The 13486-nt window shown below is 74.6% G+C and carries 12 protein-coding genes; 5 read left to right on the forward strand and 7 right to left on the reverse strand.

The window, feature by feature from the left end; all coding sequences use genetic code 11:
• Positions 1-117: 117 nt before the first annotated feature.
• The 3 genes from ACZ58X_RS33290 to ACZ58X_RS33300 are packed head-to-tail and all read right to left on the reverse strand — an operon-like array spanning position 118 to position 3109.
• Positions 118-606 (reverse strand): copper chaperone PCu(A)C domain-containing protein, encoded by a 489-nt coding sequence (locus ACZ58X_RS33290; protein WP_470337326.1) that lies wholly within the window; start codon positions 604-606, stop codon positions 118-120.
• Positions 607-608: 2 nt separating this feature from the next.
• The gene (locus ACZ58X_RS33295) at positions 609-2888 is read right to left on the reverse strand and encodes a heavy metal translocating P-type ATPase (protein ID WP_470337327.1); all 2280 of its coding nucleotides are present in this window, start codon (positions 2886-2888) and stop codon (positions 609-611) included.
• A 59-nt stretch (positions 2889-2947) separates the two neighbouring features.
• Positions 2948-3109, reverse strand: a complete 162-nt coding sequence (locus tag ACZ58X_RS33300) for a hypothetical protein (protein WP_470337328.1) — start codon at positions 3107-3109, stop codon at positions 2948-2950.
• A gap of 214 nt (positions 3110-3323) precedes the next feature.
• Here ACZ58X_RS33300 and ACZ58X_RS33305 point away from each other — a divergent pair, with 214 nt between their 5' ends.
• On the forward strand, positions 3324-3770 hold the full coding sequence (locus ACZ58X_RS33305; protein WP_470337310.1) for a hypothetical protein: 447 nt from the start codon (positions 3324-3326) through the stop codon (positions 3768-3770).
• Between the two features lie 27 nt (positions 3771-3797).
• On the opposite strand, the gene ACZ58X_RS33310 is transcribed toward ACZ58X_RS33305, so the two are convergent.
• The 3 genes from ACZ58X_RS33310 to ACZ58X_RS33320 form a co-directional block, all read right to left on the reverse strand.
• Positions 3798-4199: a PIN domain-containing protein gene (locus ACZ58X_RS33310; protein WP_470337311.1), complete on the reverse strand. Its 402-nt coding sequence runs from the start codon at positions 4197-4199 to the stop codon at positions 3798-3800.
• A gap of 66 nt (positions 4200-4265) precedes the next feature.
• On the reverse strand, positions 4266-4697 hold the full coding sequence (locus tag ACZ58X_RS33315) for a PPOX class F420-dependent oxidoreductase (protein ID WP_470337312.1): 432 nt from the start codon (positions 4695-4697) through the stop codon (positions 4266-4268).
• A gap of 80 nt (positions 4698-4777) precedes the next feature.
• On the reverse strand, positions 4778-6208 hold the full coding sequence (locus ACZ58X_RS33320; RefSeq protein ID WP_470337313.1) for a D-alanyl-D-alanine carboxypeptidase family protein: 1431 nt from the start codon (positions 6206-6208) through the stop codon (positions 4778-4780).
• A gap of 155 nt (positions 6209-6363) precedes the next feature.
• On the opposite strand from ACZ58X_RS33320, the gene ACZ58X_RS33325 reads away from it, so the two are divergent.
• Positions 6364-6561, forward strand: coding sequence for a hypothetical protein (locus tag ACZ58X_RS33325; RefSeq protein ID WP_360230485.1), 198 nt, complete (start codon positions 6364-6366; stop codon positions 6559-6561).
• A 23-nt stretch (positions 6562-6584) separates the two neighbouring features.
• Here the strand turns inward: ACZ58X_RS33325 and ACZ58X_RS33330 are convergent, their stop codons facing one another.
• The gene (locus ACZ58X_RS33330) at positions 6585-7370 is read right to left on the reverse strand and encodes a TetR/AcrR family transcriptional regulator (protein WP_470337314.1); all 786 of its coding nucleotides are present in this window, start codon (positions 7368-7370) and stop codon (positions 6585-6587) included.
• Positions 7371-7461: 91 nt separating this feature from the next.
• Between ACZ58X_RS33330 and ACZ58X_RS33335 the strand changes: the two genes are divergently transcribed.
• The 3 genes from ACZ58X_RS33335 to ACZ58X_RS33345 all read left to right on the forward strand — a co-directional run bounded on the left by ACZ58X_RS33335 (position 7462) and on the right by ACZ58X_RS33345 (position 13398).
• On the forward strand, positions 7462-8307 hold the full coding sequence (locus ACZ58X_RS33335; protein ID WP_470337315.1) for a siderophore-interacting protein: 846 nt from the start codon (positions 7462-7464) through the stop codon (positions 8305-8307).
• 417 nt (positions 8308-8724) lie between these two features.
• Complete coding sequence (locus tag ACZ58X_RS33340; protein WP_470337316.1) at positions 8725-12213, forward strand: S8 family serine peptidase; 3489 nt, start codon at positions 8725-8727, stop codon at positions 12211-12213.
• A 219-nt stretch (positions 12214-12432) separates the two neighbouring features.
• On the forward strand, positions 12433-13398 hold the full coding sequence (locus ACZ58X_RS33345) for an alpha/beta fold hydrolase (RefSeq protein ID WP_470337317.1): 966 nt from the start codon (positions 12433-12435) through the stop codon (positions 13396-13398).
• Positions 13399-13486 lie beyond the last annotated feature (88 nt).

Raw genomic sequence — 13486 nt, forward strand, 5'->3', positions numbered from 1 at the left:
TCCCCCCCCCCCCCCCCCCCCCCCCCCCCCCCCCCCCCCCCGCCCCCCCCCCCCCCCCCCCCCCCCCCCCCCTCCCCCCCCCCCCCCCCCCCCCCCCCCCCCCCCCCCCGGGCCCGTTCAGTGTGGCCGGTCCGCCGCCGTGCGGACCTCGGCGGTCAGGTGCAGCGGCGGGCTGTGCCGGAAGGTGAGAGTGAAGCCCACCGACTGGCCGGGCCGGAGCGGGGGTGGGGCGGGGATCATCAGGTCGGCGTCCTCGGGGGACATCGCCAGTTCACCCCGGCCGGGGACGGGCAGGCCGGCCGCCGGCACCCAGCGGCCCGCCGCGCCCTGGTGCAGGTGCCGCTTGAGGGTGATCGTTCCGCCGAACTCCCATTCGGCGCCGGTGAGTTCGTCGGGTACGTCGCCCGGGTTGCGGATCGTGAAGAAGGCCGCGGTGGCGGTGGCCGCGCCGGCCGTGGGCAGCAGCACCCAACCGGGGCCGGCCTCCACCGGGCGGGGGCCGCCGGCGCCGCCGACCGCCGTCCAGCCGCTGAGCAGGGCCAGGGCGAGCGCCGCCGCGCCGACCGGTGGGCCGACCGTCCGCAGCCGGTCGAGCGGCCTGGACATCCTCACCGCGGACCTCCCGCCGCCCGGCCGGCCCGCGCCCGGCCTGCCGTCGTTCGGGTGCCCGCCGAGCCGCTTCCGGTCGCCAGACCTCCCGCCGCCCGGCCGCGCCCCGGTTCCCAGGTGCGCAGCCGCAGGCTGTTGCCCACCACCAGCAGCGAGCTGAGCGACATCGCCACCGCCGCCAGCATCGGGTTCAGCAGCCCGACGGCCGCCAGCGGGATCAGCACCAGGTTGTAGCCGAAGGCCCAGAGCAGATTGGCCCGGATCGTGGCGAGGGTCTGCCGGGCCAGCCGCACGGCGTCCACCACCGCCTCGATGTCGCCGCGCACCAGGGTCAGCCCGGCCGCGCCGATCGCGGCGTCGCTGCCGGAGGCCAGCGCCACCCCGAGGTCGGCCGAGGCCAGCGCGACCGCGTCGTTGACGCCGTCGCCGACCACCGCCACCGTCCTTCCGGCGGCCCGCAGTTCGGCCACCACCTCGGCCTTGCGCTCGGGCGAGGCCGAGTCGTGCACCCGCTCGATGCCCAGCTCGGCGGCCACTGCCCGGGCCGCGCCCGGGCCGTCCCCGGTCAGCAGGACGGTCTCCAGGCCCATCCCGCGCAGCCGGTGGAGGGCCCGCCAGCTGCCGGAGCGCAGGGTGTCACCGACCGCCAGGACGGCCGCGGCCCGTCCGTCCAGCTCCACCAGGACGGCGGTGCGGCCCGCCGTCCCGGCCGCGGTCACCGCCGCGGCGAGCTCCGGGGGCAGCGCGTCGCCGTCGCCGTCGCCCTTGCCGTCCGGCCGGACGGCCCGGACCGCACGGCCCTCGACGGTGCCGGACACCCCGAGCCCGGTGGTGGCGGCGAAGCCGTCCACCGGGGGGAGCGTCCCGCAGCGCTCCCGGGCGGCGGCCGCGACGGCCCGTCCGATCGGGTGCTCCGAGCGGTGCTCGACCGCGCCCGCCAGCCGCAGCACCTCCGTCTCGGCGCACCCCTCGGCGACCGTCACCGCCGTCAGTTCCATCCGGCCGGTGGTCAGCGTGCCGGTCTTGTCCACCACCACGGTGTCCACCCGGCGCAGGCTCTCCAGCACCTCGGGGCCGCGCACCAGCACGCCCAGTTCGGCGCCGCGCCCGGTCGCCGCCAGCAGCGCCGTCGGGGTGGCCAGGCCCAGCGCGCACGGGCAGGCCACCACCAGGACGGCGACCGCCGCCGTGACGGCCGCCTGCGGGGCCGCGCCCGCGCCCAGCCAGAAGCCCAGGACGCACACCGCGACCGCCAGCACGCAGGGCACGAAGACCCCGGCCACCGCGTCCGCCAGCCGCTGCGCCCGGGCCTTGCCGGCCTGGGCCTCGGCCACCAGGGCGGTGATCCGGGCCAGTTGGGTGTCCGCGCCGACGGCGGTGGCGCGCACCACCAGGGCGCCGCCGACGTTCACCGTCGCCCCGGCCACGGCGTCCCCGGGGCCGACCTCCACCGGCACGCTCTCCCCGGTCAGCAGGCTCAGGTCGAGCGCCGAACCGCCCTCCACCACCACCCCGTCGGTGGCCACCCGCTCGCCCGGCCGCACCACGAACTCCTGCCCGGGAAGCAGCAGTTCGACGGGGATCAGGCGCTCCTCGCCGTCCTCCGCGCGGACGCACACCTGCTTGGCGCCCAGTTCGGCCAGTGCCCGCAGCGCGGAGCCGCTGCGTCGGCGCACCCGGCCCTCCAGCAGCCGCCCGGCCAGCACGAACAGCGGCACCCCGACCGCCGCCTCCAGGTAGACGTGCGCCGCGCCGCCGCCGTCGGCGGTCAGCGAGAACGGCATCCGCATGCCCAACTCCCCGGCCCCGCCCAGGAACAGCGCGTACGCGGACCAGCCGAAGGAGGCCACCACGCCCAGGCTGACCAGGGTGTCCATGGTCGCGGCGGCGTGCCGCAGCCCTTGCAGGGCGCGCCGGTGGAAGCCGGCCGACCCCCAGGTCACCACCGGCACGGCCAGGGCGAAGCAGACCCACTGCCAGGCGGTGAACTGCAGTGCGGGCACCATCGACAGGGCCAGCACCGGGACGGCCAGCAAAGCGGTGACCAGCAGCCGCCGGCGCTCGTCCGGCTCCTCCTCCGACAGGCCGCCGAGCACCCCGGACGTCGCCAACTCGGCCGTGTAACCGGCCCGTTCGACGGCCGCGACCAGCTCGTCCACGGACACCCCGGCCGGGTGCAGCACCCGGGCCCGGCCGGTCGCCAGGTTCACCCCGGCCGTCACCCCGTCGATCCGGCCCAGCCGCTTCTCCACCCGGCCCACGCAGGCCGCGCAGGTCATTCCGCCGACCGCCAGATCGGTGGACACCAGTTCCCCGGTGTCCGCCCCCGCGACCGGGCTCACCGCATCCCGCCCATGTCGTGCCCGCCCGTGCCGGGCGACGAACCGCCGCCCCGGCTCGGCGTCAGCCCCGGAGCCACCGGCCCCGCCTGCCGCCCCACCGCGTACGAGACCACGAACACCACCACCAGCAGCAGGGCGAACCCCACCAGCACACTCAACGGCCGGACACCCGGCGATTTCGGCTTCACCCCCCACCAGTCGGACGGCCGGAGCGGTCGGTTCCCGAACCTCCCGAGCCGAACGGGTGGCGCTCGTCACGATCGCCACCGCCGTCCGGGCGTCGTACGATCGTCTGCGTGCCGAGGACCGGCACGGATGACGACATCCGGGGGGATGACGATGCTGACGACGAAGCAGAGGAAGACGCGCGCAATGACCGTGGCGGCCGCGGTGCTGGGGGCCTCGGTGGCGTGCGCCGGGGCGGCGTGGGCGCAGCCGGCCGACGGACCGGCGGCGGATGAGCCGTTCGGCCGGCCCGGGACGGGCCGGATCCTGCCGCCGACCCCGGACGAGGACACCATGTTCTCGATCCCGGACTGGATCGGGAACGGCAGCGCGGTGACGGCCTCGGTGATCGAGTCGCTGCCGATCTCCGTCACCGTCGGCTGCCAGGGCGGCGGTTCGGCGCAGGTCCACGTCGGCGGCCTGGCCCCGGCCGACTTCACGGTGCAGTGCCCGGTGGACTCGGTCGGCGTCGGCTCGGTGGAGATCCCCGCCCGGGCGGGCCGGGACTTCCAGTTCACCGTGCACACCTCGGACCCGTCGATCCACTGGGGCATCAACGCCCTCCAGGTCCGCCCCGCCCCGCCGACCGACTGACGCCGGGCGGGCGGCCCGACGCCGGGTTCAGCTTCGCACGCTCCGCGGGCCCGTCACGGCGGCGCCCAACGCGCCCACCCGGGAGCGCAGTTCGCGGTCGGCGGTGACCACCAGGCAGGCCCGCGCCGGATCCCCGGTGCGGGCCTCCCGGACCAGTTCCACGATCCGGTCGTCGCCGCTGCCCGCCGCCGGCACCACCCGGACCTCCGGCAGTCCGGTGACGCCCCGGGCCGCGCCCTCGACCACCAGCACCACCTCCAGCGGGCCGGGGTGCTCCGGCACGCCCCGGGCGGCCACGGCGACCAGGGCGTCGCGGAGGCGTTCGGCGGCGCCGCGCCGGTCGCGCCACCAGCCGTCGGGGACCGAGCCGACCACGTTCGCGCCGTCCACCACGAGCAGGGGTGGCGACGCGACCTCGTCATGTTCCATGACGGTCAAGCCTGTCATGCCGCAGCAGCGCCCCACCCTGGCGGTCCGCTCGCGCGAGCGCGCCGCTCAGGAGGGCGCCGTCCGTTGGTCCGTCAGGGTGATCCGGATGCCGACGGTACCGCGCTCGCCGCGCCGCAGCCGGCTGCCGAGCAGGGTGAGCACGCCGAGCAGCCCGTACTTCTGGCGCAGCAGGGTGCGGTAGGCGGCGGTGCGCTCGGGGGTGAGGAGTTCGGCGGTGGCCGGGTACTGGTCGCCGGTCGGGCGGCCCTTGACGTCGCAGGGGCCGACCAGGACGTCGGCCCGGTTGCGGATCCGCTTGACCTTCCAGGAGTCCGTGACGGTCCAGACGCCGAGCGCCTCCCCGTCCCGGACCACCCACACCGGGGTCGGCACCGGGGTGCCGTCCTTCTTGTAGGTGGTGACGAGCAGGTAGTTGCCGGAGGAGAGGCTGACGATCCGGGCGAGCCGGGCCGCGGCGGCGGGGTCGGGCGTGGTCATGGCCGAGAGTCTACGAGGTGGGAGGGCCGTGGCCGGTCATCGGAACCGTGCGAGGGTGCTCGGCCTGGCCGGCTCCGGGGTCAGCCGTCCCGGCGGGGTCGGGTACCGAGGAGGACGGCTCGGGCGCGGCGGGTGAGGCGGCGGGCGGCGCGGCCGCCGACGCCGGTGGCGCCGATCCGGGAGACACCGGTGCCGAGGCCCGTGCCGGTGCTGCCGCCGGTGGACCCGGGGCCGGCCGGCTTGGGCGCGGCGGCCGCGGCGGCCGTGGCGGGGGCCGTGCGGGCGGCGGCGAGGGCGGCGCGGCGCCGGGCGGAGCCGCGGGCGGTGCCCCAGACGGCGAGTCCGGTGGCGACGGCGGCGCCGGTCCAGAGGGCGGGGGCGAGGATGGAGTCGTTGCCGTCGAGGACGGGGGTGCGGGACCAGGGCGGCAGGTCGGCCTCGCTGTCGGCGGCGGCCTGCGGGGCGCCGCCGGAGGGGGCGGCGGGTGCGCCCGGCGCGCCGTCCTTGGCGGCGCCCTTCGGCGCGGCGAGGTCCTCGACCAGCTGCCCTACCGGCTGGACCTTGCCCGCCGCGGCGAAGCCCCAGTCGAGCAGGCTGGCGGCCTCGTCGTAGACCTTGCCCTGCGCCTCGGGGTGCATCACGGTGACCAGCAGGGTGCGGCCGCCGCGTTCGGCGGCGCCGGTGAAGGTGGCGCCCGCGTTGGTGGTGTAGCCGTTCTTGACGCCGATCAGGCCGGGGTACTTGCCGAGCAGCCGGTCGGTGTTGGCGATGTCGAAGGCGGTGCGCTGCCCGGTGGTCTTGTCGAGTCCGCCGGGGAAGCGGGCGGTGCGGGTGGCGCAGTAGGACCGGAAGTCGGCGTTGCGCAGCCCGGCGCGGGCGAACAGGGTGAGGTCGTACGCGGAGGAGACCTGGCCGTCCATGTCGTAGCCGTCGGGGGAGACCACCTTGGTGTCCCGGGCCTGGAGGGACTGGGCGCGGTCCTGCATGTCCCGGACGGTCTGCTGGACGCCGCCGTTCATGTGGGCCAGGACGTGCACGGCGTCGTTGCCGGAGCTGAGGAAGACGCCCCGCCAGAGGTCCTCGACCCGGTACGGCAGGTTCTCCTTGACGCCGACCAGGCTGCTGCCGACGCCGAGGTCGGCGAGTTCGGCGGGGGTGACCCGGTGTTCCGCGGCGCGGTCGAGCTTGGGCAGCACGGTGTCCGCGAACAGCATCTTGAGGGTGCTGGCCGGGGGCATCGGCTGGTGGGCGTCGCGCGCGGCGAGCACCTCGCCGGTGCCGGCGTCGGCGACCAGCCAGGAGCGGCCGGTCAGTTCGGCGGGCAGGGCGGGGGCCCCGGCCAGCGGCGCGACCTGGACGGCCGGGCGGCCGAGCCGCTCGCCGCCGACGGCGGAGGCGGCGTCCTGGGCGACGGCGGCCGGGGCGCCGGCGGCGAGCACCAGGGCGGAGGCGGCGGAGGCGGCCGCGACCCTGGCGACGGACGGTGGTTTCTGCTGCGATTTCCGCTGCACACGCTTTGGCTGCACACCGCGAACGTACCGGCGCCGCGGTCGGGCCGCCGTGCCTGCTGCTCCGTCCGGAGGGAGGGCGGGGCGCGACTTTGGTCAACGCCGGTCGCACCGAAAGTCGGTTGGGTGCGGGCCCGGGGATTCCTAGGCTCGGGAGCATGAAGACCCTGCTCGGTTACCTCGGTTTCGTCCTGATCCTGGGCGGTGGCACCGGCCTGCTGGCCGACCACCTCGGGGGCTTCCGGCTGTTCGGCTTCGTCCGCTTCCTGGTGCCGGACGGCCACGAGACCGCCGGGTACGCCGTGCTGCTGGTGCTCGGCGCCCTGCTGGCGATCCCCGCCGCCCGGCGGGGGTAAGGCCTGACTCCCGGCCCTGCGGCTCAGGCGCCGGTGCCCGCGGCCACCCCGTCGAGCAGGACGGCCAGGCCGGTGCGGAAGGCGTCCCGGTCGTCGTCCCCGGGGGCGGCGCCGGCCGCGCTCTGGAGGGCGGTCAGCAGTGGGAAGCGCTGCGGGAAGTCCGGCGCCAGTTCGGCGAGCCGGGCGGAGCGGGTGGTCCACCACTCCTCGTCCGTGATGCCGGTGGCGGCCGCCGCGCCGCGGGCGTCGGCGGTGGTGGCGGCCGTGCCGCGGACGAACTGCCAGAGCGCCGCGACCGCCCCGCGCAGCCGTCCGGGGGGCAGGCCGGCGGGCCGCAGCGCGGTCAACAGGTGCTCCATGGCGGCGAGTTCGGCCGGGCCGAGGACGGGGCGGGCCTGCGAGACCTGGAGCACCCAGGGGTGGCGCAGGTAGCAGGAGTACAACTCCTCGGCCCAGGCGGTGACGGCGGCCCGCCAGTCGTCGAACCGCGCCGGTCCGGCGGGGAGTTCGGCGGATGTTCCGGTGGGGAGTTCGGCGAGCACCCGGTCGTGCATCAGGTCGAGCAGTTCGGCCTTGCCGGGCACGTAGGTGTAGAGCGCCATCGCGGTGCGGCCGAGCCGTTCGCCCACGGCGCGCATCGACAGGGCGGCCATTCCCTCGGCGTCGGCCACCGCGATTCCGGCGGACACGATCGCGTCCACACTCAGTCCCGGTTTCGGGCCGCTGCGCCCGGTGCGGGGTTCCCCGGGCTGCCCCCACAACAGGGCGAGCGAGCGGTGGGCGTCTCCCTGCCCGGCGTAGACGGTCATCCCGGCATCTCCTTATGGCGTAAAGTATCCTCGTGCGAGCAACTGTTTATGCCGTAAGTTATCAGGATTCCGCACAGCGAGGGGTTACCCGATGACTCTGCCCGTCACCTTCATCGAGGTCGTAGCGGTCGACCGGATCACGCCGCGCACCGCCCGGATCGTCTTCGAGGCGCAGGCCCTGGACGACACCGTGGGCGGCACGCCCGACCAGCAGCTCAAGCTCTGCTTCCCGCGCCCGGGGCAGCGCGAGCCGGAGCTCCCGGCGCGCCAGGACGACCCGATGGGCTGGTACCAGGCCTACCTGGCGATCCCCGAGGCGGACCGCCCGGTGCTGCGCAGCTTCACCCTGCGCCGCAGGCACCCCGGCACCCGGCGGATCGAGATCGACTTCGTGCTGCACGGCGACACCGGCCCGGCCGCGGCCTGGGCGCTGCGGGCCGCGCCGGGGGACCGGCTCGGCATGGTCGGGCCCTCCGACCTGTACGCCCCGCCGGTCCCGTTCGCCCAGGCCGCGGCGGCGGCCGACTGGGTGCTGCTGGCCGGCGACGAGACCGCCCTGCCGGCCGTGGCGACGCTGCTGGAGGCCCTGCCGGAGGGGGTGCGGGCGTACGCCTGGATCGAGGTCGCGGACCGGGCGGAGCGTCAGGAACTGGCGACCCGGGCCGACCTGGAGGTGCGCTGGCTGCACCGCGACGGTGCGGCCCCGGGCGCCCCGCTGGCCTCGGCGTTCCAGGGCGGCGCGCTGCCGGGCGGGCGGCCCTTCGTCTGGTTGGCCGGGGAGGCGGGGGCGGTGCGGGCGCTGCGCCGCTGCCTGGTGGAGGAGCACGGGGTGCCGAAGTCGGACATCGACTTCACCGGCTACTGGCGCCACCGGCTGACCCAGGACGACGCCCCGACGGCAGAGGACCTGGCGGACGCCCGGGAACGACTGGGGTGAACTCTCCGGCCGCCCCGTTCGTTCTGCGTGCCGAGCGCTGTTTCGAAGGCCGTCGACGGGGAAGAAGAGTCGCGGTGTCGACAAAGAGGCAGCAGGTGGGCGGGGTGGCGATGTTCCGCCAATGTCCAGAGTTCGCCACTGACGTTTTTGTGGCTGCGGAAGCCTGTTTTGACCGTCCCTGACCGGCTCTGATCGGTGAAAAAGGGGCGATGACGGCCGGATTTATACTGTGTATTTTACTTACTGATGGTCATTTTTACTTTCTGATGGGGTTTTAACCCCTTGTCGTGGTCGTGCCGGATGCGCTGGAATGCGTCCGCTGTCGGGACGCGCGGTCCGGAGCAACCACGCGTCCGACCAGGATTCGCGTAGGCTGGATCGTGCAACCTGACGTCTCATCAGACGAAAGGATGTCCATTGATCGGCTGGCGCAAGACCCAGCTAGCAGCCGCCGTCACCGTCACCGCCGCGTCCATGGTCCTGAGCCTCGGGACCATCGCGAGCGCAGCCCCGACCCAGGATCCGCAGAACGCCCAGGCGGCGTCCTCGGACGGGTCGCCGGCACCGGTGATCGTGATCCTGAAGGACCAGATAGCGGACGCCCCGGCCGACCACGGTCACCTCGGCGCCCGTCAGCAGAAGACCGCCAGCGCGCAGAAGCCGCTGCTGGACAAGGTCAAGGCCAACGGCGGCTCCGACGTCAAGAGCTTCGTGGTCGGCAACGCCTTCTCCGCCACGGTCAGCCCGGCGCTGCGCGCCTCGCTGCTGTCCGACCCGGCGGTCGCCGCCGTGGTTCCGGACGCCCAGGTCCAGGTGGCCCCGGTCGCCTCGACCACGGCCAAGAAGGCGGACACCGCGGCCACGGCCTCCGGCAAGTCCGGCGACGCGTCGAAGGCCGTTTCGGGCAGCAACGGCCAGGGTTCCCAGGAGAACGCGACCAACACGGTCTGCCCCTCCGACCCGTCCAAGCCGCTGCTGGAGCCCGAGGGCCTCTACTCGGTCCGTGCCTACAGCGGCAACGGCAACCCCGGCGTGGAGAACCTGGCCACCGGCAAGGGCGTCAAGGTCGCCTACATCGCCGACGCGCTCGACCCGAACAACCCGGACTTCATCCGGGCCGACGGTTCGCACGCCGTGGTCGACCACCAGGACTTCTCGGGTGAGGGCTGGGACGCGCCGAGCGGTGGCGCCGAGGCCTTCGGCGACGCCTCGGCGGTCATCGCCCAGGGCCGTCAGACCTACGACGTCTCGCAGTTCGTCAACGCCTCGCACCCGCTGCCGGCCGGCTGCAACATCCACATCCGCGGCCTCGCCCCGGACGCCGACCTGGTCGCCCTCAAGGCCGGCGGCGAGATGATGTCCAACTCGTCGATCCTGCAGTCCATCGACTACGCGGTGCGGGTCGCCCACGTGGACGTGCTGAACGAGTCCTTCGGCGGCAACGTCACCCCGGACAGCGGCGCCCACGACACCATCGCGCTCTTCAACGAGCAGGCCGTCAAGGCCGGTGTCACCGTCGCCGTCTCCACCGGTGACGCCGGCATCAGCGGCACCATCGGCACCCCGGCCACCGACCCGTACGTGATCTCGGTCGGCGCGTCGACGGACAACCAGAACTACCAGCAGACCGGCTACGCGGCCTCCAAGTTCTCCAACAAGACCTGGAGCAACAGCCGGATCTCCGCGCTCTCCTCGGGCGGCTTCACCATGGCCGGCCGCACCCTCGACCTGGTCGCCCCGGGCGAGTCGGACTGGGCGCTGTGCACCGCTGACACCACCAAGTACGCGGACTGCACCAACTTCAACGGCAAGGGCTCGACCATCCAGCCCTTCGGCGGCACCAGCCAGGCCGCCCCGTTCGTCACCGGTGCCGCGGCCCTGGTCATCCAGGCCTACCGCGACACCCACGGCGGCGACTCGCCGTCCCCGGCGCTGGTGAAGAAGTTCATCACCGGCACCGCCACCGACCTCGGCGTCCCCGCCGAGGAGCAGGGCGCCGGTCTGCTGAACGTCCGGGCCGCCGTCGAGGCCGCCCGCGGCTACGACGACGGCGACGGCACCGACGGTGCCCGCACCGTCGTGGTCAACACCGGCCAGGTCAACATCTCCGGCACCCCCGGTTCGACCCACACCGCCGACGTCTCCGTCACCAACACCAGTGACGAGCCGCAGTCGGTGAGCGCCACCACCCGCAGCTTCGCGCCGCAGGCCACCAACCAGCAGGTCGTCAAGCTGGACTCGGCCTCGACCGACACCTTCAAGTACGCCACCAACGGTGCCGACTGGGTGCAGAAGCAGGTCAAGTTCACCGTTCCGGCCGGTGCCGACCGCCTCGCGGCGTCGATCGCCTGGCACGGCGGCCCGAACCCGGTCACCAACGGCCCCGTGGTCCGCATGACGCTGCTCGACCCGTCGGGCCGCTTCGAGACCAACACCCGTCCGCAGGGCGGCGCCACCCCGGCCAACTTCGGCCTGGTCGACGTCCCGCACCCGGTGGCCGGTGAGTGGACCGCCATCATGTACACCCCGGCGGGCAAGGCCGGCTACACCGGCGACGTCCAGTTCGGCACCTCCACCCAGCGCGCGGTCCCGGCCGGCGCGGTGAGCCCGAACACCACCGAGCTGCAGCCCGGTCAGACCAAGACCCTCAAGGTCCAGCTGACCACCCCGGCGACCAGCGGTGACAGCAGCGAGGCGGTCCTCGTCTCCAGCTCGAACGGCAACACCACCAGCGTCCCGGTCGTGCTGCGCAGCCTCGTCCCGGTCAAGGACGGCAAGGGCAGCTTCACCGGCACCATCACCGGTGGCAACGGCCGCGGCTCCTCGCCGACGCAGATGTTCGCCTACGGCTTCGACGTCCCGAAGGGCCAGAAGGACCTGCGGGTCGGCGTCACCGTCGGCAAGGACGCGAACCTGTTCATGCAGGGCGCCCTGATCAGCCCGAACGGAACCCCGGTCGACATCGAGGGCAACACGCTGTTCGACGCCCAGGGCAACCTGACCGGCGCCGCCAACGGCGTCTCGGCCACCACGATCAACCCGGCCGAGGGCCACTGGCGCTTCGTCCTGAACGTGCTCGGCCCGGTCAGCGGCCAGCAGCTCGCGCAGGACTTCGCCGGCACCATCGCGTTCAACCAGAACCAGGCCACCGCGGCCGGTCTGCCGAACGACCCGAAGACGAAGCTGGCGGCCGGCAAGCCGGTCACCGTCAACGTCAACTACACCAACAACACGGTCGCCACCCAGTCGATCGCGGCCGACGGCCGCCTCGACAAGCGCGTCGACCTGCCGCTCGTCCCGCAGGGTGCCTCGGCCAGCGTCAACCTGCCGCTGAGCCTGACCTCCTCGGTGCCGAGCTTCCTGGTGCCGCCGAGCACCGACCAGCTCAAGGCCGTGGCGGCGTCCTCGACGCCGGCGCAGATCGAGCTGAGCGCCACCACCGCCTCGCCGGACCTCTTCGGTGACCTCAAGAAGGCCCAGGACGGCTCCGCCATCTCGGTCGCCACCTCCAAGGGCAGCGCCGAGCAGCCGATCGTCCCCGGTTCCTGGGGCACCTTCGTCCAGCAGATCGGCCCGTTCGGCCCCGCCGGCGCGCCGAAGGGCACCTCCAGCATCACCGCCACCGCGCACACCCTGGCGTTCGACCCGGCGCTGACCTCCAGCACCGGTGACCCGTACGCCGCCGCGGTGAACGCCACGGCCCCGGCCGCCGCCCCGGTGACCGTCGCCCCCGGCGCCACCGGCTCGCTGCAGGTGACCGTGACCCCGACCGGCCCCAAGGGCAGCACGGTCAAGGGTCTGCTCTACCTGGTGTCCGGCCCGACCTTCGTGCCGACCGCCAACAACAGCCTCGGCACCACCGGTGCGGTGCTCGCGGCGATCCCCTACAGCTACACGGTGAACTGACGCTCAACCAGTTCAGCGCGACCGTCTGAGGCCGAGGCCGTCCCGGAGTTCCGGGGCGGCCTCGGCTGCTTCCGTGCCGCGCCCGGTGTCCCGGTGCCGCACCCGCGGTTCCGTGCCGCGCCCGGCGGGTGGCGGAACCGCCGGGGTTGGCGGCCGGTGGAGCCGGGCAGGAGGCTCAGAGCTGACCGAAATGACCATCTACCGGATCTGGAGCGGGAGTTGAACGAGGCGATCAAGCACAGCGAGATCGAGGTGAACGGTGTCCGGCTGCACCTCGCGGAACAGGGCGAGGGGCCGCTGGTCCTGCTGCTGCACGGCTTCCCGGAGAGCTGGTACTCCTGGCGCCACCAGTTCGCGCCGCTCGCCGCGGCCGGGTACCGGGTGGTCGCGCCCGACCAGCGCGGCTACGCCCGCAGCGCGCAGCCGACGGCCGTGGACGCGTACACCCTGCTCCACCTGGTCGGCGACGCGACCGCGCTGATCGGTGCGCTGGGTGCCGAGCGGGCCGTGGTGGTCGGGCACGACTGGGGCGCGCCGGTCGCCTGGGCCACCGCTGCCCTGCGGCCCGACCTGGTGCGCGGGGTCGCCGGGCTGAGCGTGCCGCCGCTGCCGCTGGGCGGCCCGGCGCCGCTCCCGGCCGCCCGGGAGAACTGGGGCGAGGGCTTCTACCAGATCTACTTCCAGGAGCCCGGCCGGGCCGACGCCGAACTGGCCGCCGACGTCCGGACCAGCCTGCGGCGCATCCTGTGCGGCATCCAGCCCGACGGCAGGCCGCGCCCGTGGATCGTCCCCGAGGGCAAGAAGCTGCTGGACACCGTCCCGGAGCCGGAGCGGCTGCCGGCCTGGCTCACCGAGGCCGACCTCGACGCCTTCGAGGCCGACTACGCGACCCACGGCGAGCGGGCCTTCACCGGCGGCCTCAACTGGTACCGCAACCTGGACCGCAACGCCGAACTGCTGGCCGCCTTCAACGGCGTGACGGTCGACGTGCCCGCGCTGTACGTCGCGGGCGAGCAGGACCTGGTCAACGCGATGGTGCCGCCGGAGGCGCTGGCCCACCTGCTGGGCCGGCTGCCCAGGCTGCACCGGCACCTCCGGCTGCCGGACACCGGCCACTGGACCCAGCAGGAGCGCCCGGCCGAGGTCAACGAGGCGCTGCTGGAGTTCCTCAAGAGCCTCGACTAGCGGGCGCTCCGTCGGGGGTGGGGGGGGGGGGGGGGGGGGGGGGGGGGGGAGGGGGGGGGGGGGGGGGGGGGGGGGGGGGGGGGGGGGT

The organism is Kitasatospora sp. NPDC040550, assembly GCF_055594965.1.